Origin of the sequence: Streptomyces sp. NPDC046716 (genome assembly GCF_040645755.1) — a bacterium.
Lineage (GTDB): Bacteria > Actinomycetota > Actinomycetes > Streptomycetales > Streptomycetaceae > Streptomyces.
On sequence record NZ_JBEYYU010000055.1, the window covers coordinates 1 to 24,807 of the forward strand.

A 24,807-nucleotide genomic window follows, 5' to 3' on the forward strand; every position below is an offset into this window, starting at 1 on the left:
GCCCTCGACCTGTGGTCCGCGGTGGACGCACCCGCACGCCCCACGGACACCGACCCTGAAGCGAGCTGCGCTCGCCCAGGGGCGCGGGGAACTGCGCGATCAGCCACCGCTAGCCGTCGGCCGCCGAACCACCCGCGCCGTCCGAGCTCTTGGGCGGACGACCCCGCCGGGGTATCGGCCCAGCCCCACCGGGAAGCCGCCCGGACTCGGCGAGAGCCCGCCGCAGCAGAAACTCGATCTGCGCGTTCGCCGAGCGGAGCTCATCGCCGGCCCACCGCGCGAGCGCGTCGTACACGGCGGGATCGAGCCGCAGCAGCACCTGCTTACGCGGACGCGGCGTCACTGGTAGAGCGTCCCGGTGTTCAGCACGGGCTGCGCCGCACGGTCCCCGCAGAGCACCACGAGCAGGTTCGAGACCATGGTGGCCTTGCGCTCCTCGTCCAGCTCGACGATCTCCTGCTCGGAGATCCGCGCGAGCGCCGCCTCGACCATGCCGACCGCGCCGTCCACGATCTGCCGCCGCGCGGCGACCACGGCACCGGCCTGCTGCCGCTGGAGCATCGCCGAGGCGATCTCCGGCGCGTACGCGAGGTGCGTGAACCGGGACTCGATGATCTGGACCCCGGCCGCCTCCACGCGCGCGTGCAGCTCGACGGCCAGCTTCTCGGTGATCTCCTCGGCGTTCCCGCGCAGCGACAGGCCCTCCTCGTCATGGGCGTCGTACGGGTACTCGATCGCGATGTGCCGCACCGCCGCCTCGGTCTGCGTCGAGACGAACTCCAGGAAGTCGTCGACCTCGAAGGTGGCCTGCGCGGTGTCCTCGACCTTCCACACCACGACGGCGGCGAGCTCGATCGGGTTGCCGTAGGCGTCGTTGACCTTCAGGACGGCCGTCTCGTGGTTGCGCACGCGCGTCGAGATCTTGGTGCGCGAGGTGAGCGGGTTCACCCAGCGCAGGCCGTCCGTGCGGATCGTGCCCCGGTAGCGGCCGAAGAGCTGGACGACGCGGGCCTCGCCCGGCGCCACCATGTTCAGCCCGCTCATGGCGAAGAAGGCGGCGATCGCGAGCGCGATGCCGACCGGGATCAGGGTGGCCTTGACGCCGACCGAGTCGACCCCGGCGCCGACCGCGACCAGCGCGGCGCCCGCGATCAGCCCGACGAGACCGAGCAGGAGAGCGAGGCCGCCGCCGATGCTGTGGGCCGTGAATTCGCGCACGCCGGTCCGGGGCATCTGCGGTACATCGGGTGTGGCGTCCGTCTCGGGCATAACTGTCCCCGTTTCCCTGAAGCATTGCTGAGCTGCTGGTTCGCGTCGGAGGTGGCGCGAACCCTGTCTAGCAAAGTGATATCACTTTAACCCAGGTGGCAACCTTACGCATGTGTTGCTCGTCGGATCTCTTGAGGTGCGTGCTGATTGTCACGTCCCGAAAAGCCCGGATAGGCCGGAATTGGCCGGTAGGCGCGGTGTTAGCTTCATGCACTGATTAGCCCTGCTGGGGGTGGAAGAACCGGGTTCACAGGCCGGTGCGGCATGATCCGCGCACCGGAGCACGCCGAGAACGACGAGATGCGGAGCGGTAGACGTCATGGGCCGAGCGGAAGAGCGGCGGGCACGGCAGCGCGGTGGCGCACGCCGTGGCGCGCCCGCCCCTGCGACGGGACACCGTGCCGAGGGCGGGCGCGCGGACCGTAGGAAGAGCAAGGACGGCAAGGGCGACCGGGGGTTCATACGCCGGATGTTCACCTGGAAGAAGCTGCTGGGCGCCTTCTTCGGCGTCGTACTGGTCTGCATGGGCGCGTTCGTCGTGCTCTACATGGTCATCGACATACCCAACGGCAACAATCAGGCCAAGCTGCAGAGCAACACCTTCGAGTACAGCGACGGCACCGTCATGGCCCGCACCGGCGAGGTCAACCGCGAGATCGTCCAGCTGGCGGACCTCCCCCAGGAGGTGCAGCGCTCCTTCGTGGCCGCCGAGAACAAGTCGTTCTACACCGACAAGGGCGTCGACCTGAAGGGCACCGCCCGCGGTCTGTTCAACACCCTGTCCGGCAAGGGCAAGCAGGGTGGTTCGACCATCACCCAGCAGTACGTGAAGAACTACTACCTCACGCAGGACCAGACCGTCACGCGCAAGCTGAAGGAACTGGTCATCTCGCTGAAGGTGGAGCGGCAGAGCTCCAAGGAAGAGATCCTCGCCGGCTACATCAACACCAGCTACTACGGCCGCGGCGCCTGGGGCATCCAGGCCGCCGCCCAGGCCTACTACGGCGTCGACGCCGCGAAGCTGAAGCCGGAGCAGGGCGCCTACCTCGCCGCGCTGCTCCAGGCCCCCAGCCAGTACGACTATTCGAGCGCCACCGAGACCGGCAGGAAGCTCGTCACGGCACGCTGGAACTACGTCCTCGACAACATGGTCGAGATGCACTGGCTCGACGCGGGCGAGCGCAAGGACATGACCTTCCCCAAGCCGCGCAAGCCGAAGGCCGCCTCCGGCCTCACCGGCCAGGAGGGCTATCTCTACGAGGCCGCGAAGGCCGAGGCCATCAAGGACCTCGACATCCCCAAGGAGAAGTTCGACGCGGGTGGCTACACGATCACCCTCAACATCAACCGCAAGAAGCAGAAGCAGCTGGAGCAGTCGGTCAAGGACCAGCTGACCGACAAGCTGAACCCCAAGCGCAGCGAGACCGACGCGGACGTGCAGGCCGGCGCGGTGTCGGTCGACCCGAAGACCGGCAAGGTCCTCGCCATGTACGGCGGCAGGGGCTACACCGAGCACTACACCAACAACGCCACGCGCTCCGACTACCAGCCCGCCTCCACCTTCAAGCCGATCATCCTGGCGGCGGCCCTCGCCGACAGTGCCGACACCCAGTCCGGCCAGCAGATCAAGGCCAGCACCAGCTACGACGGCACGAGCAAGCGCCCGGTGGAGGAGGACGGCAAGAAGGTCGGCTTCGCCCCGCCGAACGAGGACGACCAGGACTACGGCCCGGTCACCGTCCAGACCGCCATGAACAAGTCCATCAACTCCGTCTTCGCCCAGATGGGCGTCGACGTCGGCATGGACAAGGTCATGGAGACGGCCAAGCAGCTCGGCATGGACTCCGGCGACCTCAAGCCGTACGCGGCCCAGACCCTCGGCACCATGGGCGCGAGCCCGCTGGAGATGGCCGGGGTCTACGCGACCCTCGACAACCACGGCAGGAAGGTCACCCCGAAGCTCCTCAAGTCGGTGACCTACGGGGGCCAGGACCAGCCGCTGCCGGACGCCATCGGCGGGCAGGTCCTGGACCGCGGGGTCGCCGACTCGGTCACCTCGGTGCTGACCGGCGTGGTCGACGACGGTACGGCGAAGACGTCGGTCCGCGACAACCCGGCGCGCGCCGGCCAGCAGGTGGCGGGCAAGACGGGTACGTCCGACTGCAACCGCTCGGCCTGGTTCACCGGCTACACCCCGGACCTCGTCACCTCCGTCGGCCTGTTCGGCGAGGCGGCCGGGAAGCGGACCCTGTCCTGCGACGACAAGAAGACCCCGGTCGGCAAGGGCGGCCAGGTCTCGCTGAGCGGCGCGGCCGGCGGCGGCCGGGTCAACGGTGGCGCGTTCCCGGCCCAGATCTGGGCCCAGTACACCTTCAACGCGACCGGCTCCACCAGCAAGTTCGACCTGGACACGGACATGGGCGCGGGCGTCAAGCCGACGACCTCGGCCCCGGTCACCCCGAGCGACACGCCCAGCCAGACGCCGAGCCAGACGCCGACGACGAAGGCACCCAGCCAGACGCCGACGACGCCGTCCCAGGAGCCGACGACCCAGACGCCGACCCAGACGCCGACGACGGAGGAGCCGCCCCCGACGGACTCCCCGACGATCGAGCTCCCGGAGAACCCGGCGAACGACAGACAACAGCAGGAGTAGTCACGGCCACGCGAAGGGGCGCCGGATCGAATCCGGCGCCCCTTCGGCGTGCGTACATGCCTGCCGTACGGCCTACGACGGGCCGCTGCCGGGCCGCGCCAGCTCGAACCAGACCACCTTGCCGGTGGACAGCCGGGTGGCGCCCCAGCGCCTGGCGAGACGGTTCACCAGGAACAGGCCGCGGCCGCCCTCGTCGGTGGCGCGCGCCTGCCGCTGCCGGGGCAACTGCGGTACGTCGTCGCCGACTTCGCAGCGCAGCACATCGGTGCGCAGCAGCCGCAGCGTCACCGGCCGGGACGCGTACCGCACCGCGTTGGTGACGACCTCGCTGACCAGCAGCTCGACGGAGTCGGTCAGTTCCTCCAGGCCCCAGCGGGCCAGCGCGCTGCGCGCGAGCCGCCGCGCCCGGGACGGCGCCGCGTCCTCCGGCTCCAGGAACCAGTACGCGACGTCGCTCGGCGCGATCCCGTCGAAGCGGGCCGCGAGCAGCGCGATGTCGTCGTCCCGGTCGCCGGGGCCGAGCATGTCGAGCACCTCGTCGCAGAGGGCCTCCAGGGGCGGCGGATGGTCCGGGCCCGTCAACTGGGCCGTGTTCGCCAGCCGTTCCCGCAGCTGCTCTATGCCCGTCCACACGTCGCGCAGCCGGGACTCGACGAGCCCGTCCGTGTAGAGGAGCAGGGTCGCCCCGGCGGGCGCGTCCAGCTCCACCGCCTCGAAGTCGACGCCGCCGACGCCGATCGGGGCGCCCGGCGGCACCCGCAGCACCTCGGCGCGCCCGCCCAGATGCAGCAGGACCGGCGGCGGATGCCCGGCGTTGGCGATGGTGATGCGGTGCGAGACCGGGTCGTAGACCGCGTACATGCAGGTCGCCATGCGGTCGGTGCCGAGCCGCTGGGCCTGCTCGTCGAGGTGGTGCAGGACCTCCTGCGGCGGCAGGTCGAGCCCCGCGAGGGTCTGCGCCGTCGTGCGCAGCTGGCCCATGATGGCCGCCGACGTCATCGAGTGCCCCATGACGTCACCGACGACCAGGGCGACCCGGCTGCCCGGCAGCGGGATCGCGTCGTACCAGTCGCCGCCGACCCGCGCCGTCTCCGCCGCCGGCAGATAGCGCGAGGCCAGCCGGACGCCCGTCGGACGCGGCAGGGTCTCCGGGAGCATGGTGCGCTGCAACTCGTCGGCGATGTACGCCTCGCGCCCGTACAGGACCGCCTTGTCGATGCCGAGCGCGCTGTGCGTCGCCAGCTGCCCCGCCACCAGCAGGTCGTCGGGGTCGAAGGCGATCCGGTCCTGGCGGCGCAGGAAGACCGCCGCACCGATCACCCTGCGGCGCCCGCGCAGCGGGGCCAGGATGACGCGCTGCCCGGTCGGCAGCGACGGCTCCCCGCCCAGGAGTTCGGGCAGCGCGGCCTGCGCGGCCGTGGTGTCCGCGAACACCGGACGCACGCCGCGCAGCACCTCGGCGAGCGCGCCGCCGACCCGCACCTCGCACAACTCGGCGCTGCCCGAGGCCAGTTCCGTCTGCGGTTGGAGCGGCACGGTCAGGATGGAGCCGTTGTCGGTGTCGTCGGCGTCCGCGTCGGGGATCCGGTCGGTGCGGCGCAGCCGCAGCACCATCGGGCCCGTCGGGCGCTCGTCGCCGACCGGCAGCGGCTCGCGCAGATAGACCAGGATGGCGTCCGAGAACGTCGGCACCGTGGCCCGGCACAGGCCCATCACGATCTCGTCGAGGTCGATGCCGCGCGCGATCCGCCGGGTCGCGGCGCCCACGAACCGCAGCCGGTCACCGTCCCGGCGCATCGCCACCGGCTGGCCCGCCGGCCGCGGCTGCCCGGAGCGCCGCTCGGCGCCGTCCGGCGGCCGCGGCCCGGACGGATCGGGGCGCACCGGCTCGGGCGACGACGTCCTCGGCTGCGAGTGCTCGGCGTCCGCGGCGGACGTGGCGGCACGGCGAGGCTGTTCGGGTAACCCGCTGGAGCCCTCCGCGGACTGCGGGGTGTGCCGCAGCGCCGCGCGAGGGTCCGCGGGGCGGGCCGCCATGCCGTGATGGCGGCCTTCGTGGGAGCCTTGATAAGAGGCTGAGTGCTCCGTCACGCGTGTCGAATCCGTCCGTCCGGGGCTGCGCGCCGTGCCACTGGTGCCTGCAGAAGGGCCGATACCCGGAACGCGTGCCCAGGGAACGGAATCCCGGCGTCGCACGGAACGGAGACGTCTGCGGGCAGGTGTCTGTCGGCCATCCCGGGCGGGGACCCGCCCGGCCGGCTGAAGTGACGGCCCACGCCGCCCGATCCACCCACGTTCACGGTCCCGCCGCCCCTCGATGACCTCGTTGACATCGTGTCAGACCCACTGCGGGTGCGAAGAGTTGCTGCCCGAACTCCACACATCTGCAGTTGTCCGCTCTTGCGGAGGACGATCCTACGTTTCCTCCCCGGGGGCGCATCAAGGGTCTCATGAGGACACATGCGCGGGCGTACGGTCCCAGTCGACGGGCAGCTCCGGCACCGGCCACGCCGGATCGGGGCGCCAGTGCTCCCAGCCGTCGGCGAACGGATGCCCCCAGCCCTCGATCACCTCGACGGCCCGCGCCCCCGCCGCCCGCACCCGCCGGGCCTGCTCCGCGCTCATCAGTCCCACGGTCTGGGCCTGCGCGAACTCGTCCTCGTCGTGCCAGCGCCAGCTCCGGTCCTCGTACACCGACAGGTCGAGGAAGTGGTCCTCGGAGTCGACCCCGCCCGACCAGCGGGTCTGCGGCTGTTCGAGGTTCACGTACCAGTTGCGGAAGCGCCAGTCCGACTCCCAGAACAGCCACACCGACCACGGCTCGCCGGGGCGCGCCAGCTTCAGCACGCCGGCGCCGAACCAGCGGTCGCGGTGCACGGTGCGCGGCTTGGTGTAGCGGGTCGCCAGCGGCTCGCGGTGCAGCGGGGTGCCGTCCGCGAGCACCGGCCTGACGCACTCGGTGCCGGGGGCCATCCAGGCGGCGAGCAGGTCGTCGGTGTCCTGGACGACGGTGACCGGACGGCAGATGTGGACCGGCCCGGAACCCGGGTGGCCCGTATTGGCGCGATAGCGCCACAGGATCCGCTCCCCGGGCGCCCAGCGCCCCTCGCCCGTCCGGTCGTTGTCTGTCATGGACAGATATTAGGTGCCGCTGGCATAGGTCGACAGCGACCGGCGTCACGATTACGTCTATCGGCCATCACTCGTTACGGACGGGTCATCCGCAGGACATCCAGTGCCTCGTCCAGCTGCGCCTCGGTCAGGTCGCCGCGCTCGACGTAGCCGCCCTCGATGACGACCTCGCGGATGGTCTTCCGCTCGGCGAGGGACTTCTTGGCGACCTTGGCCGCCTCCTCGTAGCCGATGTACTTGTTGAGCGGGGTCACGACCGAGGGGGACGACTCGGCGTACTCGCGGGCGCGCTCCCGGTTCGCGGTGATGCCGTCGACCGTGCGGTCGGCGAGCAGCCGGGCGACGTTGGCGAGCAGCCGGATCGATTCCAGGACGTTCTTGGCGATCACCGGAAGCATGACGTTCAGCTCGAAATTGCCCGCCGCGCCCGCCGTGGCCACGGTCGCGTCGTTGCCGATCACCTGTGCGGCGACCATCAGCGTCGCCTCGGGAATGACCGGGTTCACCTTGCCCGGCATGATCGACGAGCCGGGCTGGAGGTCCGGCAGACTGATCTCGGCCAGTCCGGTGCGCGGGCCCGACGCCGCCCACCGCAGATCGTTGGAGATCTTCGTCAGGCCGACCGCGATCGTGCGCAGCTGCCCGCTGGTCTCCACGATGCCGTCGCGCGCGCCCTGCGCCTCGAAGTGGTCGCGCGCCTCGGTCAGCGGCAGCCCGGTGGCGCGGGCGACCTCGGCGATCACCGCCGGTGAGAACCCGGGCGGCGTGTTGATCCCCGTACCGACGGCCGTGCCGCCCAGGGGCAGCTCGGCGAGCCGGGGGAGCGAGGCGGTGAGCCGCTCGACGCCGTAGCGGATCTGCGCCGCGTACCCGCCGAACTCCTGGCCCAGCGTCACCGGCGTCGCGTCCATCAGGTGCGTACGGCCCGACTTCACGACGTCGGCGAACTCCGCCGCCTTGCGCTCCAGGGACGCGGCCAGGTGGTCGAGGGCCGGGATCAGGTCGTGGGTGACGGCGGCCGTCGCCGCGATGTGGATCGAGGAGGGGAAGACGTCGTTCGACGACTGCGAGGCGTTGACGTGGTCGTTCGGGTGCACGTCCCGGCCGAGGCGCTCGGTGGCCAGGGTGGCCAGCACCTCGTTGGTGTTCATGTTCGACGAGGTGCCGGAGCCGGTCTGGAAGACGTCGACCGGGAACTCGTCGTCCCAGCGTCCCTCGGCGACCTCCGCCGCCGCGTCCGCGATGGCGTCGGCGATGTCCTTGTCGAGCACCCCGAGCTCCGCGTTGACCTTCGCGGCCGCGCCCTTGATGCGGGCCAGGGCCTCGATGTGGGCGCGCTCCAGGCGCTGGCCGGAGACGGGGAAGTTCTCCACGGCGCGCTGCGTCTGGGCCCGCCACTTGGCGGCGGCGGGGACACGGACCTCGCCCATGGAATCGTGCTCGATGCGGTAGTCGCTCATACCCGGTACAGCACGTGCGGTGGCGCCGGTGTTCCCGGCGCTGAGCCGGACGGGCCGATGAAGGGAGCTCGGGCCCGTCCGGCGGATACGCGGGCGGGGTCAGACCAGGCCGGGACCGCGCACCGGGATGTGCGTGAACGTCGGCTCGGGGGCCGGGTTCTGGAAGAAGTCGTTGCCCTTGTCGTCGACGACGACGAACGCGGGGAAGTCCTCGACCTCGATCTTCCAGACGGCCTCCATGCCGAGCTCCTCGTACTCGACGACCTCGACCTTCTTGATGCAGTCCTGGGCGAGACGGGCGGCCGGGCCGCCGATGGAGCCGAGGTAGAAGCCGCCGTGTGCGTCGCACGCGTCGGTGACCTGCTTGCTGCGGTTGCCCTTGGCGAGCATCACCTTGGAGCCGCCCGCGGCCTGGAACTGCTCCACGTACGAGTCCATGCGGCCGGCCGTCGTCGGGCCGAAGGAGCCGGACGCGTACCCCTCGGGCGTCTTCGCGGGGCCCGCGTAGTACACCGGGTGGTCCTTCAGGTACTGCGGCATCTCCTCGCCCGCGTCGAGCCGCTCCTTGATCTTGGCGTGCGCGATGTCGCGGGCGACGACGAGCGGGCCGGAGAGCGAGAGGCGCGTCTTCACCGGGTACTTGGTCAGCTCGGCGAGGATGGCGTCCATCGGCTGGTTGAGGTCGATCTTCACGACGTCGCTCGACTCGTCGAGGTGCTCGTCGGTCGTCTCCGGCAGGAAGCGCGCCGGGTCCGTCTCCACCTGCTCCAGGAAGACGCCCTCGGCGGTGATCTTCGCGACGGCCTGGCGGTCGGCCGAGCAGGAGACGGCGATGGCGACGGGGCAGGAGGCGCCGTGCCGCGGCAGGCGCACGACGCGCACGTCGTGGCAGAAGTACTTGCCGCCGAACTGCGCGCCGATGCCGATCTTCTGCGTCAGCTCGAAGACCTTCTCCTCCAGCTCCTTGTCCCGGAAGCCGTGGCCGAGCGCGGAGCCCTCGGAGGGCACGTTGTCCAGGTAGTGCGCGGAGGCGTACTTCGCGGTCTTCAGCGCGTACTCGGCGCTCGTGCCGCCGACGACGATGGCGAGGTGGTACGGCGGGCACGCGGCGGTGCCCAGCGAGCGGATCTTCTCCTCCAGGAACTTCATCATGGAGCCCTCGTTGAGGACCGCCTTCGTCTCCTGGTAGAGGAACGACTTGTTGGCCGAGCCGCCGCCCTTCGCCATGAAGAGGAACTTGTAGGCGCCGCCGTCGGTCGCGTACAGCTCGATCTGCGCGGGCAGGTTCGAGCCCGTGTTCTTCTCGTCCCACATGGTCAGCGGGGCCATCTGCGAGTAGCGCAGGTTCAGGTTCTTGTACGCGTCGTAGATGCCCTTGGAGAGCGCCTTCTCGTCCTGGCCCTCGGTCAGCACGTTCTGCCCGCGCTTGCCCATGACGATCGCGGTGCCGGTGTCCTGGCACATCGGCAGCACGCCGGCCGCGGCGATGTTCGCGTTCTTCAGCAGGTCCAGCGCCACGAACTTGTCGTTGTTCGACGCCTCGGGGTCGTCGACGATGCGGCGCAGCTGCGCGAGGTGGGCCGGGCGCAGGTAGTGCTGGATGTCGTGGATGGCCTCCTCGGCCAGCTTGCGCAGCGCCTCCGGCTCGACCTTCAGGAACGTACGGCCGTCCGGCCCCTCGGCGGTGGAGACGCCCTCCGAGGTCACCAGGCGGTACGGGGTGGTGTCCTCGCCCTGGGGGAGCAGATCGGTGTACGCGAACTCAGGCATCTCGCCCATTCCTCTTTCGGCCGGTGGCAGCGCTGGCATCCGTTGGCAGCGCCAACCAGCGTAGAACCTGGCCGCGCGGCCGGACCTGTGAGGTAAGGCTCAGTAGGGCGGGGTCGGGTGCCCGCGCACCCTAGTCGCGATCTATCGCGTTTGGGTACGCTGCTGTCGTGGACCTTCAAAAGAGCCCTGAGCCCAGCGCCCCCGTGGCGGAGCCGACCGACCTGCGTGCGTCCGACGCGGACCGCGACCGGATCGCGGACATCCTGCGCGAGGCTCTGGCGGAGGGCCGGCTCGACGCGGACGAGCACGCCGAGCGGGTCGACGGGGTGTACCGCGCCAAGACGGTGGGCGAGCTGGAGCCACTGGTCAGGGATCTGCCGGGCGCGCACGCGGACCGCCCGTCCGCCGCCTCCCCGCGGCCGACCCGGCCGGAACCCGGCTCCGTCCCGCCGGTGCCGGGGGAGAACCTGGTGGCGGTGTTCAGCTCGACCACCCGCAGAGGCCGCTGGCGCGTGGGCCGCCGCACGCACGCGTACGCCGTGTTCGGCAGCGTGGAGATCGACCTCAGCGAGGCGATCTTCGAGTACCCGCAGGTCTACATCAAGGCGGTCTCCGTCTTCGGCAGCGTCGACATCCGGGTCCCGGAGAACATCTCGCTGCGCGGCAGCGGCGGCGGCATCCTCGGCAGCTTCGAGGTGCACGCGATGGACGCGCCGGAGTCCGACGCGCCGGTCGTCCACGTCGAGGGGGCCGCGGTGCTCGGCAGCATCGAGGCGCGCCCCAAGCGCGGCAAGATCATCGCGAACCTGGAGAAGCACCTGCGCAAGCACTTCGGCTGACCTCGCGGCACCCGGCGGCCGAACTCCCGTATGCGCCAGGGAACTTCCGTGCTTCGGAACTCAGTGCATAGGCGTCGACACAGCGGGTAGAGCTTGGGGCATCGTCTACCGATCGACCCCGTTGCCTCTGAAGCTCGCGAAAGCCGCCGTAAGCCGTCGTCAGGAGTAGACCGTGCTGCATCCGCCGCATCAGTCCTCGCAGGTCACCGCCGTTCCGCAGCAGCGGGTGCCCGTGCGGGACCGCGATCAGGACGCACCGTGGCACACGGAGGCCGTGTGCAGGCGCGACGAGGCGGGACTGTTCTTCGCCCCATCCAAGGAGCCCACCGCCGCGCGCCTCGCGCGCGAGGAGGCGGCCAAGCGGGTCTGTGCCCGCTGCCCGGTCCTGGTCGAGTGCCGCGAGCACGCCCTGCTCCAGCCGGAGCCGTACGGGGTGTGGGGCGGCCTGACGGCGGCCGAGCGCAGGGTGGTCCTCGCCCGCAGGCGCCGCCGCGACGTCGAGCTGAAGAACGCGGGGCGGCCGGTGGCGGCCGCGGGGTAGCGCCCGCAATCGCCGAGCGCGAGAAGCCCCACCGGCCCGCGGGCGCCGGACAGGACCGAGCTGTATGGCGCTCAGGCGCAAAAGGGCGCCCCGTACGACGGGGCGCCCTCAGCCGCGATGCGGCGGGATACCGGCCCGCCTACTTGGCCCGGTCAAAATCGATCGCCGAGTAGGCGCGCAGCTTGCTCAGCCGGTGCTCGGAGTCGATCTGCCGGATCGTCCCGGACTTGGACCGCATCACCAGCGACGACGTGGTCGCGCTCTGGGACTGGTACCGCACCCCGCGCAGCAGCTCGCCGTCCGTGATGCCGGTGGCCACGAAGAACACGTTCTCCCCGGAGACCAGGTCGTCGGTGGACAGCACCCGGTCCAGATCGTGCCCGGCGTCGAGCGCCCGCTGCCGCTCCTCGTCGTCCTTGGGCCACAACTTGCCCTGGATCACACCGCCCAGGCACTTCATGGCGCAGGCGGAGATGATGCCCTCCGGCGTACCGCCGATGCCGAGCATCAGGTCGATGCCGGTGCCCTCGCGCACGGCGAGGATCGAACCCGCGACGTCGCCGTCGGAGATCAGCTTGATCCGCGCGCCGGTCTCCCGGATCTCCTTGATCATGCCCTCGTGGCGCGGCCGGTCGAGGATGACGACGGTGACGTCCTCGGGGGCGCGCCGCTTCGCCTTGGCGACCCGGCGGATGTTCACCGACACCGGGGCGTTGATGTCCACGTAGTCCGCGGCCTCCGGGCCGGTGACCAGCTTGTCCATGTAGAAGACGGCGGACGGGTCGAACATCGTGCCGCGGTCGGCGGCGGCCAGCACCGCGATCGCGTTCGGCATGCCCTTCGCGCAGAGCGTCGTGCCGTCGATCGGGTCGACGGCGATGTCGACCTCGGCGCCGGTCCCGTCCCCGACGTTCTCCCCGTTGAACAGCATCGGGGCCTCGTCCTTCTCGCCCTCGCCGATGACGACGACACCGTTCATCGACACGGTGGAGACGAGGGTCCGCATGGCGCGCACGGCGGCGCCGTCCGCTCCGTTCTTGTCCCCGCGGCCGACCCAGCGGCCGGCGGCCATCGCGGCGGCCTCGGTGACGCGGACGAGTTCCAGGGCGAGGTTGCGGTCGGGGGCCTCGGAGGGGACCTCGAGTTCGGACGGCAGCTGGTGATGCTGATGCTCGGTCATCGAGACGCACCTTTCTGTTCCGGCGTTTCCTGCCGGGATACGACGACGGCCGGATGAGGGTTGATTGGTCCCGACTCTATCGCCCGTACGACAATCTGAGCAGACCGCCCCACGAATGAGCGGTTACGTTCATGACAGGTACGCACAGGGGGGTGCATACCGGGCCGCGAAAGGGGACCTCCCGGCGGAGATCGCGGAGCCACCTGCGACGATGGGCGGGTGGCAGGAAGAAATGGCAAGAAGACGATGGGCAGCCTCGTGCTGTCCCTGGGTGTCTGTGTCGTGGCGGCGGGCGTGATCTACGTGTTCGTTCCGCACGACGACTCCAAGGAGACGCCTGTCAAGCGCGTGGACTACCGGGTGGAGTTGCTCTCGGCCCGCCGCGCGGCCTCGTATCCGGTGGCCGCTCCCGAGGGCCTGGCGAAGTCGTGGAAGCCGACCTCCGTGCGCTACAACGGCGAGGGCAACCAGGCCTGGCACCTCGGCTTCCTCGACCCCGACGGCCAGTACGTCGCCGTCGAGCAGTCGACCGACAAGCCGACCCGCTTCATCGACGAAGCGAGCCAGGGCGCTGAGGAAACCAGCCACGAGCAGTCCATCAACGGCGAGAAGTGGCAGCGCTACAAGGGCGAGAAGTATGACGCCCTGGTCCTGAAGCAGAAGAACGCCACGACGGTGGTGACCGGCACGGCCGGCTTCGACGGCCTGACGAAGATGGCCGAGGCGCTGAAGATGGAGCGCGACACGTCGGTGTGAGCGGTTCGCCCGACGGCCGGTGGGGCTGGTCGCGCGTGAGGACATGGGAAAGGCCCCGGCTTCTGGGGGAAGCCGGGGCCTTTCGGGTGTCTGGGTGTGGGTCAGATCGTGGTGATGACCTGGTCCTGGGTGAGGCGGGGGGAGCGGGGGAACCAGGCGTCTTCGCCGGGCTTGCCGATGTTGATGACCATGAGGGGGGTGTGGTCGTCGTCCAGGAATTCCTTCTGGACGCCGGCGAAGTCGAAGCCGGTCATCGGGCCGGCGGCCAGCCCGGCGGCACGCACGCCCATGATGAAGTAGCCGGCCTGCAGCGTGGCGTTGACCAGCGCGGCCTGCTCGCGGACCGGGCGCTCGGAGAAGAACGCGTCCTTGGCCTGCGGGAAGTGCGGGAGAAGCTGCGGCAGCTCCTCGTGGAACTCGTTGTCCGCCGAGAGGATCGCGACCAGCGGGGCCGACGCGGTCTTCGGCTGGTTGCCCTCGGCCATGTGCTTCACCAGGCGCTCGCGGGCCTCGGGGGAGCGGACCAGGGTGATGCGCAGCGGCGACTGGTTGAAGGCGGTCGGGCCGTACTTGACCAGGTCGTAGATCGCCTGGACCTGCTCGTCGGTCACCGGCTCGTCGGTGAAGGTGTTCGCGGTGCGGGCCTCGCGGAAGAGCAGGTCCTGGGCGGCGGAGTCAAGAACGAGGGACATTGATCAACCTTCTCGTACGGATCAACTGATGTCCCCGACCTTACGCCGATGAGGTTCAACTTTCAACAAACCCCTTCGTGACCCTGTTCACAAGGGGCGGCGCCGGTGCCACGCGGTCACTCCTCGTCCGGGTCGCCCTCCGCCTCGTCCCCGTCGGACTCCTCGGCGAGCGCCGCGTCCAGGCGCGCCCGCGCCCCGTCCAGCCAGCGCCGGCACACCTTCGCCAGCTCCTCGCCCCGCTCCCACAGCGCGAGCGACTCCTCCAGGGACGTGCCGCCGGCCTCCAGCCGCCGTACGACATCGATCAGTTCGTCCCGGGCCTGCTCATAGCCGAGCGCCTCGTCGGCCGCCTTCGTGGTCATGCTGTTGTCCGTCCTCACGCTTCGGTTTCTGTGACTCGTACGGTGAACTCGCCCTCGGCGACCCGGGCCCGCAGCTCCTCGCCGCCGGCCGTCTCCTCCGGATCGCGCACCACATGGCCGTCCGCCTTCTGCAGGACCGCGTAGCCGCGCTTGAGGGTGGCCGCGGGCGAGAGGGCGACCACGCGCGCGTGCGTGTGCGTCAGCTCCGACTCCGCGCGGTCCAGGAGATGGCCGAGGGTGCGCCGGCTGCGCTCGGTCAGCGCCGTGATCTGCGCCTCGCGGTCGTCGACCATGCGGTGCGGGTCCTCTATCGACGGCCGGGCCAGCGCCGCCGCCAGGCCCCGCGCCTCCCGGTCGAGGAACGCCTCCACACTGCGCCGCGCCCGGTCCCGCAGGAACCGCACCCGCTCGTACTCCTCGCCCACGTCCGGCACCACCTTCTTGGCGGCGTCGGTCGGGGTGGAGGCCCGCAGGTCGGCCACGTGGTCCAGCAGGGGATTGTCCGGCTCGTGCCCGATCGCGGAGACGACCGGCGTCCGGCACGCCGCCACGGCCCGCACCAGCTGCTCGTCCGAGAACGGCAGCAGGTCCTCCACGCTGCCGCCGCCGCGCGCCACGACGATCACGTCGACCTCGTCCAGCCCGTCCAGCTCCTTGACCGCCTGGACGACCTGCGGCACCGCGTGCACCCCCTGCACCGGCACATTGCGCACCTCGAAGCGGACGGCGGGCCAGCGGTGCCGCGCGTTCTCCAGGACGTCGCGCTCGGCCGCCGAGGCGCGGCCGCAGACCAGGCCGATCAGCTGCGGCAGGAACGGCAGCGGCTTCTTGCGGTCGGCCGCGAACAGCCCCTCGGCGGCCAGCGACTTCTTCAACTGCTCCAGACGCGCGAGCAGTTCACCGACACCGACAGGGCGGATCTCGGCGGCCCGCAGCGAGAGCTGACCGCGCGGCGCGTACCACTCCGGCTTCGCGTGCACGAGGACCCGGGACCCCTCGCGGACCACGTCCGCCACCGCGTCGAACACCTGCCGGTAGCAGGTGACCGAGACCGAGATGTCGTACGACGGATCGCGCAGCGTCAGAAACACCACACCCGCACCGGGCCGCCGGGACAGCTGGGTGATCTGCCCCTCGACCCACACGGCACCGAGCCGGTCGATCCATCCGCCGATCAGCCGGGACACCTCGCCGACGGGGATCGGGGTGTCCGGGGACGTGTTGACAGCCATGCCGCGAGCGTAGCCGCCGGGACCGACAGCCTGTGGGTCACACGGGTTGTCCTGAGCGCGCCCCGGCGCGACCTGCGGGACCGCACCGCCCGCCCTCCTTAGCGTCGACCGGTATGACAAACCTGATCAGGACAGCCGTCCCGGTGGCTGTGGCGGCGACCGGAGCCGTGTGCGCCTGCGCTCTGGTGACCGCCTCACCGGTCCGCTCCGCGCCCGCCTCCGTCGTCGTCGCCCGCGACACCGTCACCGTCGGCAACCCCGTCGCGGGCAGCAACGGCTTCGGCGTCGTCACCGAGGACGACGCCTACCTCGGCAGCACCGAGTCGGAGGGCCCGGTCGCGGTCGGCGGCGACCTGCGCTTCGGCGCCGGCTACAACGTCTCCCTGAACACCCCGGGCACCTTCGTCGCCCCCGGCGACACCCAGCCCACCGCGCTGCTCGTCGGCGGCCGGGTCCGCTACGACCAGAGCGACCCGGCCGGCGTCCTCAAGGTCCTCCAGAACGGCTACGTGAAGATCGGCGACATGACCGGCGGGCAGGCCCTGGACACCGACGGCAACGGCGCCGCGGCCAACACCCACATCGACGCCCGAGGCGCCGCCTACGACGCCACCCCGCGCATCGAGCTCAGCACCCGCGAGGCCGCCGCGAAGGTCGGCGCCTCCGGCCTCATGGACTTCCCCGGCCTGTTCACCACGTACCGCGAGCGGGCGACGCAGATGGCGAGCTGCGCCAACAACGTCACTCTGCTCGACGGCAACGGCGACCCGTTCGCCGACCAGTCGACGGTCCCGCCGAACTCTCAGATCAAGCTCTCCCTCGACCCCACCCGCACCAACGTGCTGCACCTCACCGGCGAGATGCTCGACAACATCTCCACGCTGACCCTGCTCGACCGGCCGACGGCCGCCGCGCCCCTGGTCGTCGTCGTGGACACCACCGCCGAGGGCGGCGACTACACCTGGCACGCCCCGACCATGGCCGGCGTCGGCGACTCCCAGAACCACATCCTGTGGGACTTCCCGGACGCGACCCGGATCACCAACCCCGACGGCGACGAGATCGAGGGCACGGTCTACGCCCCGAGCGCCGAGTTCATCGACCTGGACTCCTCGAACATCGAGGGCGACGTCATCGTCAAGTCGCTCGTACAAGGGTCGACGGCGGCGGTCGGCGGGAACGCGGTCAACGCGGGGGAGATGCACTACCACCCGTTCGACGGGGTCGTGCAGTGCGACGACGAGTCGCCGACTCCTACGCCGACGAAGACGCCGACCCCCACCCCCACCCCCACTCCGACGGACAGCCCGTCCCCGACGCCCAGCCCCTCGGAAAGCACCCCGACCCCGACCCCGACGCCCACCCCCACGCCCTCCTCGCCGAGCCCCACGACGCCCGGCACCCCGACCCCCACGCCCACCGGCCCCGCCCTCGCCCACACCGGATCCGACCGGCGGGGAACCGCCGTCATCGGCGGCATCGCGGTCGCCCTGATCGCCGCCGGTGCCGGAGCCCTGGCCTTCGGACGGCTGCGCAGGAACGGCCGCCACCACTGATCCCGACGCGCCGAAACCGGGCGGTGGCCCCCGGCTACGCCGGATCCGCCGCCCGCCCGCGCTGCGCCACCAGCACCACCAGCCCGACCACCAGCCAGATCGCGCCCACCACCTGCGCCGTCCCCGACGCCTCCACGATCACCGCGACGGCGATCGCCGCGCCGACCACCGGCACCAGCAGATGCCGCCACCAGACCACCGGCCCGCCCTGGCGGCGCACCACGAACCAGCCCACGACACTCGCGTGCAGCAGCGTGAACGCGGTCAGCGCGCCGATGTCGACCACCGACGTCAGCTGGTCGAGCCCGTCGTCGCGGCGGGCCGCCCACACCGCCGCGACCAGCGTGATCACCGCGGCCACGAGCAGCGCGGCCCGCGGCACGCCCGAGTCCGTCCGGGACAGCACCTTCGGCAGCCGCCGGTCGCGGGCCATCGCGAACACCAGCCGGCCCGCCGCGGCCTGCCCGGCCAGCGCCGCGAACGCCGCGCCGATCGCCTTGCTCACCGCCACCAGATCGTGCAGCCAGCCCCCGACCGACGCGTCCACGGTGTCGTAGAACGCGGAGCCCTGCTTCGCCGGATCGGCCGCCATCCGCGCCGACGACACCGGCTCAAGCAGCGCCGCCAGATACGTCTGCACGACGAACAGCACACCGGTGAGCACCAGACAGAACAGCACCGCCCGCGCGACCTTCGCCGAACCGCCGGTGACCTCCTCGGCGAACGTCGCGATGGCGTCGAAGCCCAGGTACGAGAGGACGGCCACCGACACCGCGCCGAGCACCGCCGACAGCGCGAACGCGCCCTGGGTGCCGTCCCCGGTCAGCGGCGACAGCCAGCCGCGCTGCGCCCCGTCCGTCGCCAGCACCACGATCGCGGAGACGATGAAGACCACCAGCACCACGATCTCCAGCGCCAGGACCGCGAAGCCGACCCGGGCCGCGGCCCGTACGCCCCACAGGTTGAGCAGCGTCGTGATCACCACGGCGAGCGCCGTCCACACCCACCGCGACACGTCCGGCACCAGCGCGTTCATCGCGATCCCGGAGAACAGGTACGCCACCGCCGGGATCAGCAGATAGTCGAGCATCGCCATCCAGCCCGCGATGAAACCGGGCCCCTTTCCGAGCCCCACGCGCGCGTAGGCGTACACGGAGCCCGCGCGCGGGGCGACCCGCACCATCTGGGCGTAGCTGAACGCGGTGAACGCCATGGCGATCGTGGCGACGATGTAGACGAGCGCGACCGCGCCGTGCGACTTCGCGTCCAGGGTGCCGAAGACGCCGACCGGCGCCATGGGGGCGATGAAGAGGAGCCCGTAGACCACCAGATCGCGGAAGCCGAGGCTCCGGCGGAGCTTGCCGTCCGGGACCTCGGGGGGCCCGGCGGCTTCGGACGCGGCGGGTACGGACATCGTGCCTCCGTTGATCGGGCAGGCTCACGGCTCCACCAGTCTCCACAGCCGGGCGATCTTTGGCCTGCTGGGCTCGGCCTTACGATGGGGGACATGACTGCTACGACTGGCTCCCGCCGTGTCCTGCTCGCCGCTCCCCGTGGCTACTGCGCCGGTGTGGACCGTGCCGTGATCGCCGTCGAGAAAGCCCTGGAGCAGTACGGGGCCCCGATCTATGTCCGCCACGAGATCGTGCACAACAAGTACGTCGTGCAGACCCTGGAGCGGAAGGGCGCCATCTTCGTCGAACAGACGGAGGAGGTCCCCGAGGGCTCGATCGTGATGTTCTCGGCGCACGGTGTCGCACCGACCGTCCACGCGGAGGCCGAGCGCGGCCGGCTCGCCACGATCGACGCCACCTGCCCGCTCGTCACCAAGGTCCACAAGGAAGCGATCCGCTACGCCAACGACGACTTCGACATCCTCCTGATCGGCCACGAGGGCCACGAGGAGGTCATCGGCACCTCCGGCGAGGCCCCGGACCACATCACGCTGGTCGACGGCCCCGAGGACGTCGCCAAGGTCGAGGTCCGCGACCCGGAGAAGGTCGTCTGGCTCTCCCAGACCACGCTCTCCGTCGACGAGACGATGGAGACCGTCGACGCGCTGAAGACCAAGTTCCCCGGTCTCGTCTCCCCGCCCAGCGACGACATCTGCTACGCCACGCAGAACCGCCAGCTGGCCGTGAAGCAGATGGGCGCCGAGTCCGACCTGGTCATCGTCGTCGGCTCGCGCAACTCCTCGAACTCGGTGCGCCTCGTCGAGGTCGCCAAGCTGGCCGGCGCCAAGGACGCGTACCTCGTGGACTACGCCTCCGAGATCGACGAGGCCTGGCTGGAGGGCGTCACCACCATCGGTGTCACCTCCGGCGCCTCCGTCCCGGACGTCCTCGTCGAAGAGGTCCTGGAGTACCTGAAGCAGCGCGACTACGCGGACGTGGAGATCGTGAAGGCGGCCGAGGAGTCCATCACCTTCTCGCTGCCCAAGGAGCTCCGCCGCGATCTGCGCGCCGAGGCCGCCGCCCTCGTGGAGCGCGCGGATTCCGCCTCCGGGAAGTGACCGTGCGTCTCCCGTCGTAACGTGGTCCGCATGGAGATCTTCGGTGTGGACATCGGCGGATCAGGGATCAAGGGTGCTCCGGTCGATCTGGAGCGCGGCGATCTCGCCGAGGAGCGGTTCAAGGTGCTGACCCCGCAGCCGGCCACCCCCGACGCGGTGGCCGACGGGGTCAAGCAGGTCGTCGAGAACTTCGCGGGCGGCTGCGACCGGGTCGGCATCACCTTCCCGGGCGTCGTCACCGGCGGCTCGACGATCCGGACCGCGGCCAACGTGGACAAGAGCTGGATCGACGTCGACGCGCAGGCCCTGCTGAGCGCGAAGCTCGGCGGGGTGCCCGTCACGATCCTGAACGACGCGGACGCCGCCGGCGTCGCCGAGATGCACTTCGGCGCCGGCCGCGGCCGCACCGGCACGGTGCTGCTGCTCACCCTGGGCACCGGCATCGGCAGCGCCCTGTTCACCAACGGCACCCTGGTGCCCAACACCGAGCTCGGTCACCTGGAGCTGCACGGCCACGACGCCGAGAAGCGGGCCTCCACCAAGGCCCGCGAGGACGAGGACCTGACCTGGGAGCACTGGGCCAGACGCGTCACCAAGTACCTCGCGCACGTGGAGATGCTGTTCTCGCCCGAGCTGTTCATCATCGGCGGCGGCATCAGCCGCAAGGCCGACAAGTTCCTGCCGCTGATCAAGGGCATCAAGGCGGAGATCGTCCCGGCGCAGTTGCAGAACAACGCGGGGATCGTGGGCGCGGCGATGGCGGCGTCCGGGACCTGAGCCGGCCCGGGTCAGGCCCGTCGCGGCTTGGGCGCCTTCTGCGGCTGCGGCTGTTCCGGGCGGTCCTGCTGCCCGGTCCGCCGCTGGGCGGCGGCCTTGCGCGCCATCAGCCGTACCTTCCGTACGGTGACGATGAGACCGGCGACGAGGGTGCCGCCGTACAGCCATCCCGCGCTTGTCGCCAGGGTCGTCACCAGGCCCGCGAGGTGCCCGGTGAACCCGTCGCCGCCGTCCCCGACGAAGAAGGCGCCGAGGGCGAACGCGATCGGCACCGCGACCGGCGCCGTCACCAGGTCCGCCTTCCGCACCCACCGCGCGGTGAGCCCGCTGACCAGCAGGAAGAACACGCCGTACACGGCCACGGAGCCGCCGAACAGCAGCCCGTCGAGGAACCCGAGCACCAGCATCGAGGCCGCGGCGAACAGCCCGCTGCCCAGGCCCGTGAGGCGTGGATCGGGAAACCTGCGGAGCGCCCGCACCAGCGGCGGCAGCCGACGGCCCTGGCCGCCGCCCGCGCGGTAGACGGTGGCGGACTCGACGGACGGGGCGCCGGTGCGCCCGTCACCGGGCTCGCCCTGCGCCTGCGGGGGCAGCGGGGCCCGGCCGCGGCGGGGGCGGGATTGCGGGGGACGCGTCCTGTGTTGCTCCACAGGCCCAACATAGGTGGGCTTATGTGCGCAATACGCCGTGGGACACGCGCTTAGTTCAACCTTGACCGTTGTTGGTTCGGGTGTTCGATACGTCGCCGGGGCGGGTGCGGCAAGGCCGTAGACTGGTGGACTGCCCACACCTCTCCTCTTGTACGGGAAGTCGCAACGTGTCGCTCACGATCGGAATCGTCGGTCTGCCGAATGTCGGCAAGTCGACCCTGTTCAACGCCCTGACCAAGAACGACGTGCTCGCGGCCAACTACCCGTTCGCCACGATCGAGCCCAACGTCGGAGTGGTGGGCGTCCCCGACACCCGCCTCACCAAGCTCGCCGAGATCTTCTCCTCCCAGAAGGTCCTGCCGGCCACGGTCGACTTCGTCGACATCGCGGGCATCGTGCGCGGCGCCTCCGAGGGCGAGGGCCTGGGCAACAAGTTCCTGGCGAACATCCGCGAGTCCGACGCGATCTGCCAGGTCATCCGCGCCTTCAAGGACGAGAACGTCGTGCACGTCGACGGCAAGGTCTCGCCCAAGGACGACATCGAGACGATCAACACCGAGCTGATCCTCGCCGACCTCCAGACCATCGAGAAGGTCCTCCCGCGCCTCCAGAAGGAGTCGCGGATCAAGAAGGACGTCGTCCCGAAGGTCGCGGCCGTCGAGGCGGCGAAGGAGATCCTGGAGAAGGGCGACACGCTCTTCTCCGCGGGCATCGTCCAGGGCTCCGGCAAGGAAGAGCTCCTCCACGACCTGCACCTCCTCACCACCAAGCCCTTCCTCTACGTCTTCAACGTGGACGAGGACGAGCTGACGGACGACGCTTTCAAGGCCGAGCAGAGCGCCCTGGTGGCCCCGGCCGAGGCGATCTTCCTCAACGCCAAGCTGGAGCAGGACCTCGCCGAGCTCGACGAGGAGGACGCGATGGAGCTCCTGGAGTCGGTCGGCGCCGAGGAGCCCGGCCTCGCCACCCTCGCCCGCGTCGGCTTCAACACCCTGGGCCTCCAGACCTACCTGACGGCCGGCCCCAAGGAATCCCGCGCCTGGACCATCAAGAAGGGCGCCACGGCCCCCGAGGCGGCCGGCGTGATCCACACGGACTTCCAGAAGGGCTTCATCAAGGCCGAGGTCATCTCCTTCGACGACCTGGTCGAGACGGGCTCGGTCGCCGACGCCCGCTCCGCGGGCAAGGCCCGCATGGAGGGCAAGGACTATGTGATGCAGGACGGGGACGTGGTGGAGTTCCGCTTCAACGTCTGAGTCGCATCCGCCGTCAGGGCCGCCTCCTTCCGGAGCGGCCCTGACGCGTGTCCGGACCCGCTCACAGCAGACGCCGCCGCCCCCACTCCACGACGAACAGAACCGCCGCCGCCGTCCCCGCCAGCATGATCCCCGTGCCCAGCCACTGCATCGTGTGCATCTGGGTGACCGGGAGGTAGTCCATCGTGTAGCCGATGACGTGCTTCGACTCCAGGCAGGCCGTCCGGGCGCGGTCGCTGTCCGTGCCGTTCAGGCAGGTCGTCCAGTCCAGGCGGGCGCCGGAGTCGGTGAGGAAGGACGTGCCCTGGCCCTGCTGGATCGCCTGGGCGGGGAGTTCCGGCTGGGCGGCGTCGGGGCCGATGCCCTGGTCGCTGCTGAGCGTCAGGACGTGGCCCAGGTTCAGGCGGAAGCGGTCCCAGACGAGGCCGAGCGCCACCACGACGCCGAGCGTGACCGCCATCGACACCAGGGTGCGGCGCAGCAGCAGGCCGATCGCCGCGCCCAGCGTGAAGGTGAGCAGGGCGTACGCCACCGGCACCGGGCCCGTGCCGTCGAAGAAGACGCCGCTCGTCCACTCCAGGGTGTCGTCGCGGCCCTTGATCGGGCTCCACCACCAGGCGAAGGTGAGGGACAGCGCGGCCGTGGACAGGGTGATCAGGGCGGCGGTCAGCGTCAGCTTCGTCGTCAGCCAGCGCAGGCGGCCGACCGACTGCGAGGTCACCAGTTTCGCGGTGCCGGACTCCAGGTCGCCCGCGAAGAGCGGCGCCCCGAGGAAGACACCGGCCAGGACGGGGAGGTAGGTCAGGCAGCCGCCGACGCGGGTCAGCCGGCCGGAGTACTTCTCGAAGTCGGGCGGCAGCGCGCCGGACGCCGGCGCCGACGTGTTCAGGTAGTCCGTCATCTGGCCGCGCAGCACCACCATGGCCAGTACGCCGACGAGCGTCAGGCCGACGAGGGTCCAGTACGCGGCGCGGTGCTGGCGCCAGACCAGCCAGACCGGGCCGCTCAGCCGTGGGGTGCGGGTGGGGCGGACGTGGTCGTGGGCGAGCGTGGTCATGCCGTCACTGCCTTCCGGCGGTCGTGGGTGAGGATGTCCTGGATGTCGCCGACCCGGGCGCCGGGGGCGATCAGGGCGGGCGCGCCGGGGGACCGGAGGTAGGCGAGCAGCAGTTGCTCCAGGGTCGGGGCGGCCGTGGAAGGGCCCGCGGGGGTGCCGAGCCGGACCAGGACGCCCGGGCGGTTCTCGTCGCGGCGCTCGTCGATGACGGTGTGCGGGCCGGGGTCGTCGAGCAGGGCGTGTGCGGAGCGCAGTTCGTCCACGCCGCCCGCGAGGCGCAGCGCGCCGTCCGCGACGACGAGGAGGAAGTCGCAGAGGGACTCCAGCTCGGAGAGCATGTGCGAGGAGATCAGGACCGTCGTGCCGTGCCGGTCCGCCTCCGCCCGCAGTACGCCCGTCAGTTCGCGCCGCACCAGCGGGTCCAGGTCGGACATCGGCTCGTCCAGGATCAGCAGGTCGGGACGCTTGCCGAAGGCCAGGGCGAAGGCGACGCGGGTGCGCTGCCCGCCGGACAGCGTGCCGACCTTCGCCGTCAGCGGCACCTGGCCCGCGCGGACGATGCCCTCGGCGACCTCCTGGTCCCAGCGCGGGTTCAGCTCGCGGCCCAGACGCAGCGTCTCGGCCACGGTGAAGCGCCGGAACAGCGGCTTGTCCTGGGTCAGGAACGCGGTGCGCGGGACCGCCTCCGTGGACCCCGGGGCCGCCCCGAACACCCGCAGGGCGCCGGTCGTCGGCTGGACCATGTGCGTGGCCAGGCCCATCAGGGTGCTCTTGCCCGCGCCGTTCGGGCCGACCAGGCCGCACACCCGCCCGGCCGGGAGGCGGAAGGAGACGTCGCGCAGCGCCCAGCCCCGCCGGTACCGCTTGCCGAGACCGTGGGCCTCGATCGCCGGTTCGGCGGCGGCGCCCGTGAACCTCGTATCGCGTGTCTCGTGCGTCCCTGCGTGGTCCATCAGCCAGTCGCTCCTCGTGGGGGGGTGAGGCGGTGGGGCCGCGCACGGGTTCCGGCTCCCTCGTCGGGGCCGTCTAGGGTGACGGGGGACGCGGTCCGTGTGCGGGGAGCGGCGGGTGCCGCCCCGGTGGACACCACTTTTCTCCGCCGGCACCGGG

Annotated in this window: 22 protein-coding genes; 8 read left to right on the top strand and 14 right to left on the bottom strand. The window is 71.0% G+C overall.

What is annotated here, in order from left to right; all coding sequences use genetic code 11:
* Positions 1 to 109: 109 nt before the first annotated feature.
* Positions 110 to 343: a hypothetical protein gene (locus ABZ930_RS31795; RefSeq protein ID WP_361555479.1), complete on the bottom strand. Its 234-nt coding sequence runs from the start codon at positions 341 to 343 to the stop codon at positions 110 to 112.
* Positions 340 to 1,269 (bottom strand): SPFH domain-containing protein, encoded by a 930-nt coding sequence (locus ABZ930_RS31800; RefSeq protein WP_361555482.1) that lies wholly within the window; start codon positions 1,267 to 1,269, stop codon positions 340 to 342. Before ABZ930_RS31800 ends, ABZ930_RS31795 begins: the two co-directional genes overlap by 4 nt.
* A 319-nt stretch (positions 1,270 to 1,588) precedes the next feature.
* Here ABZ930_RS31800 and ABZ930_RS31805 point away from each other — a divergent pair, with 319 nt between their 5' ends.
* Positions 1,589 to 3,925, top strand: a complete 2,337-nt coding sequence (locus ABZ930_RS31805) for a transglycosylase domain-containing protein (protein WP_361555485.1) — start codon at positions 1,589 to 1,591, stop codon at positions 3,923 to 3,925.
* Between the two features lie 72 nt (positions 3,926 to 3,997).
* Here the strand turns inward: ABZ930_RS31805 and ABZ930_RS31810 are convergent, their stop codons facing one another.
* From ABZ930_RS31810 to ABZ930_RS31825, 4 genes are all read right to left on the bottom strand, one after another.
* The gene (locus ABZ930_RS31810) at positions 3,998 to 5,962 is read right to left on the bottom strand and encodes a SpoIIE family protein phosphatase (RefSeq protein WP_361555488.1); all 1,965 of its coding nucleotides are present in this window, start codon (positions 5,960 to 5,962) and stop codon (positions 3,998 to 4,000) included.
* Between the two features lie 411 nt (positions 5,963 to 6,373).
* Entirely contained in the window at positions 6,374 to 7,057 is a 684-nt protein-coding gene (locus ABZ930_RS31815; RefSeq protein WP_361555491.1) for a DUF402 domain-containing protein, read from the bottom strand.
* 74 nt (positions 7,058 to 7,131) lie between these two features.
* Positions 7,132 to 8,517 carry a class II fumarate hydratase gene (locus tag ABZ930_RS31820; RefSeq protein ID WP_361555494.1) on the bottom strand — a complete coding sequence of 462 codons (1,386 nt, stop codon included), beginning with the start codon at positions 8,515 to 8,517 and terminating at the stop codon, positions 7,132 to 7,134.
* A 99-nt stretch (positions 8,518 to 8,616) separates the two neighbouring features.
* Positions 8,617 to 10,287: a fumarate hydratase gene (locus tag ABZ930_RS31825; RefSeq protein WP_361555497.1), complete on the bottom strand. Its 1,671-nt coding sequence runs from the start codon at positions 10,285 to 10,287 to the stop codon at positions 8,617 to 8,619.
* Positions 10,288 to 10,454: 167 nt separating this feature from the next.
* Between ABZ930_RS31825 and ABZ930_RS31830 the strand changes: the two genes are divergently transcribed.
* Entirely contained in the window at positions 10,455 to 11,126 is a 672-nt protein-coding gene (locus ABZ930_RS31830; protein ID WP_361555500.1) for a DUF1707 domain-containing protein, read from the top strand.
* A 172-nt stretch (positions 11,127 to 11,298) separates the two neighbouring features.
* On the top strand, positions 11,299 to 11,667 hold the full coding sequence (locus ABZ930_RS31835) for a WhiB family transcriptional regulator (protein ID WP_361555502.1): 369 nt from the start codon (positions 11,299 to 11,301) through the stop codon (positions 11,665 to 11,667).
* Positions 11,668 to 11,806: 139 nt separating this feature from the next.
* Here ABZ930_RS31835 and glpX read toward each other — a convergent pair whose 3' ends face one another.
* Positions 11,807 to 12,847 carry a class II fructose-bisphosphatase gene (gene glpX, locus ABZ930_RS31840; RefSeq protein ID WP_361555505.1) on the bottom strand — a complete coding sequence of 347 codons (1,041 nt, stop codon included), beginning with the start codon at positions 12,845 to 12,847 and terminating at the stop codon, positions 11,807 to 11,809.
* 219 nt (positions 12,848 to 13,066) lie between these two features.
* Between glpX and ABZ930_RS31845 the strand changes: the two genes are divergently transcribed.
* Positions 13,067 to 13,603: a DUF4245 domain-containing protein gene (locus ABZ930_RS31845; protein ID WP_361555508.1), complete on the top strand. Its 537-nt coding sequence runs from the start codon at positions 13,067 to 13,069 to the stop codon at positions 13,601 to 13,603.
* Positions 13,604 to 13,704: 101 nt separating this feature from the next.
* Here the strand turns inward: ABZ930_RS31845 and ABZ930_RS31850 are convergent, their stop codons facing one another.
* From ABZ930_RS31850 to xseA, 3 genes are all read right to left on the bottom strand, one after another.
* Entirely contained in the window at positions 13,705 to 14,295 is a 591-nt protein-coding gene (locus ABZ930_RS31850) for a malonic semialdehyde reductase (protein ID WP_361555511.1), read from the bottom strand.
* Positions 14,296 to 14,411: 116 nt separating this feature from the next.
* Positions 14,412 to 14,657, bottom strand: a complete 246-nt coding sequence (locus ABZ930_RS31855; RefSeq protein ID WP_361555514.1) for an exodeoxyribonuclease VII small subunit — start codon at positions 14,655 to 14,657, stop codon at positions 14,412 to 14,414.
* 14 nt (positions 14,658 to 14,671) lie between these two features.
* Positions 14,672 to 15,889, bottom strand: a complete 1,218-nt coding sequence (gene xseA / locus ABZ930_RS31860) for an exodeoxyribonuclease VII large subunit (RefSeq protein WP_361555517.1) — start codon at positions 15,887 to 15,889, stop codon at positions 14,672 to 14,674.
* 113 nt (positions 15,890 to 16,002) lie between these two features.
* Here xseA and ABZ930_RS31865 point away from each other — a divergent pair, with 113 nt between their 5' ends.
* On the top strand, positions 16,003 to 17,445 hold the full coding sequence (locus ABZ930_RS31865; protein ID WP_361555520.1) for a choice-of-anchor A family protein: 1,443 nt from the start codon (positions 16,003 to 16,005) through the stop codon (positions 17,443 to 17,445).
* Positions 17,446 to 17,479: 34 nt separating this feature from the next.
* Here the strand turns inward: ABZ930_RS31865 and ABZ930_RS31870 are convergent, their stop codons facing one another.
* Complete coding sequence (locus ABZ930_RS31870; protein WP_361555523.1) at positions 17,480 to 18,859, bottom strand: APC family permease; 1,380 nt, start codon at positions 18,857 to 18,859, stop codon at positions 17,480 to 17,482.
* 93 nt (positions 18,860 to 18,952) lie between these two features.
* Here ABZ930_RS31870 and ABZ930_RS31875 point away from each other — a divergent pair, with 93 nt between their 5' ends.
* Both ABZ930_RS31875 and ppgK read left to right on the top strand, forming a co-directional pair.
* A complete protein-coding gene (locus ABZ930_RS31875; protein ID WP_361555526.1) occupies positions 18,953 to 19,957 on the top strand; it encodes a 4-hydroxy-3-methylbut-2-enyl diphosphate reductase in 1,005 nt (334 codons plus the stop codon).
* A gap of 30 nt (positions 19,958 to 19,987) precedes the next feature.
* Positions 19,988 to 20,734, top strand: a complete 747-nt coding sequence (gene ppgK, locus ABZ930_RS31880; protein ID WP_361555529.1) for a polyphosphate--glucose phosphotransferase — start codon at positions 19,988 to 19,990, stop codon at positions 20,732 to 20,734.
* Between the two features lie 11 nt (positions 20,735 to 20,745).
* Here the strand turns inward: ppgK and ABZ930_RS31885 are convergent, their stop codons facing one another.
* The gene (locus tag ABZ930_RS31885) at positions 20,746 to 21,384 is read right to left on the bottom strand and encodes a DUF6542 domain-containing protein (RefSeq protein ID WP_361555532.1); all 639 of its coding nucleotides are present in this window, start codon (positions 21,382 to 21,384) and stop codon (positions 20,746 to 20,748) included.
* Positions 21,385 to 21,551: 167 nt separating this feature from the next.
* On the opposite strand from ABZ930_RS31885, the gene ychF reads away from it, so the two are divergent.
* A complete protein-coding gene (gene ychF, locus ABZ930_RS31890; protein WP_361555535.1) occupies positions 21,552 to 22,640 on the top strand; it encodes a redox-regulated ATPase YchF in 1,089 nt (362 codons plus the stop codon).
* Between the two features lie 61 nt (positions 22,641 to 22,701).
* Here the strand turns inward: ychF and ABZ930_RS31895 are convergent, their stop codons facing one another.
* Entirely contained in the window at positions 22,702 to 23,697 is a 996-nt protein-coding gene (locus tag ABZ930_RS31895) for an ABC transporter permease subunit (RefSeq protein WP_361555538.1), read from the bottom strand.
* Entirely contained in the window at positions 23,694 to 24,650 is a 957-nt protein-coding gene (locus tag ABZ930_RS31900) for an ABC transporter ATP-binding protein (RefSeq protein WP_361555541.1), read from the bottom strand. Before ABZ930_RS31900 ends, ABZ930_RS31895 begins: the two co-directional genes overlap by 4 nt.
* Positions 24,651 to 24,807: the final 157 nt, after the last annotated feature.

Bases quoted from the DNA above. Each gene is read 5' to 3' on its own strand.
- ABZ930_RS31800 (WP_361555482.1), bottom strand. From the start codon at position 1,269: ATGCCCGAGACGGACGCCACACCCGATGTACCGCAGATGCCCCGGACC.
- ABZ930_RS31805 (WP_361555485.1), top strand. From the start codon at position 1,589: ATGGGCCGAGCGGAAGAGCGGCGGGCACGGCAGCGCGGTGGCGCACGC.
- ABZ930_RS31810 (WP_361555488.1), bottom strand. From the start codon at position 5,962: ATGGCGGCCCGCCCCGCGGACCCTCGCGCGGCGCTGCGGCACACCCCG.
- ABZ930_RS31815 (WP_361555491.1), bottom strand. From the start codon at position 7,057: ATGACAGACAACGACCGGACGGGCGAGGGGCGCTGGGCGCCCGGGGAG.
- ABZ930_RS31820 (WP_361555494.1), bottom strand. From the start codon at position 8,517: ATGAGCGACTACCGCATCGAGCACGATTCCATGGGCGAGGTCCGTGTC.
- ABZ930_RS31825 (WP_361555497.1), bottom strand. From the start codon at position 10,287: ATGCCTGAGTTCGCGTACACCGATCTGCTCCCCCAGGGCGAGGACACC.
- glpX (WP_361555505.1), bottom strand. From the start codon at position 12,847: ATGACCGAGCATCAGCATCACCAGCTGCCGTCCGAACTCGAGGTCCCC.
- ABZ930_RS31850 (WP_361555511.1), bottom strand. From the start codon at position 14,295: ATGTCCCTCGTTCTTGACTCCGCCGCCCAGGACCTGCTCTTCCGCGAG.
- ABZ930_RS31855 (WP_361555514.1), bottom strand. From the start codon at position 14,657: ATGACCACGAAGGCGGCCGACGAGGCGCTCGGCTATGAGCAGGCCCGG.
- xseA (WP_361555517.1), bottom strand. From the start codon at position 15,889: ATGGCTGTCAACACGTCCCCGGACACCCCGATCCCCGTCGGCGAGGTG.
- ABZ930_RS31865 (WP_361555520.1), top strand. From the start codon at position 16,003: ATGACAAACCTGATCAGGACAGCCGTCCCGGTGGCTGTGGCGGCGACC.
- ABZ930_RS31870 (WP_361555523.1), bottom strand. From the start codon at position 18,859: ATGTCCGTACCCGCCGCGTCCGAAGCCGCCGGGCCCCCCGAGGTCCCG.
- ABZ930_RS31875 (WP_361555526.1), top strand. From the start codon at position 18,953: ATGACTGCTACGACTGGCTCCCGCCGTGTCCTGCTCGCCGCTCCCCGT.
- ppgK (WP_361555529.1), top strand. From the start codon at position 19,988: ATGGAGATCTTCGGTGTGGACATCGGCGGATCAGGGATCAAGGGTGCT.
- ABZ930_RS31895 (WP_361555538.1), bottom strand. From the start codon at position 23,697: ATGACCACGCTCGCCCACGACCACGTCCGCCCCACCCGCACCCCACGG.
- ABZ930_RS31900 (WP_361555541.1), bottom strand. From the start codon at position 24,650: ATGGACCACGCAGGGACGCACGAGACACGCGATACGAGGTTCACGGGC.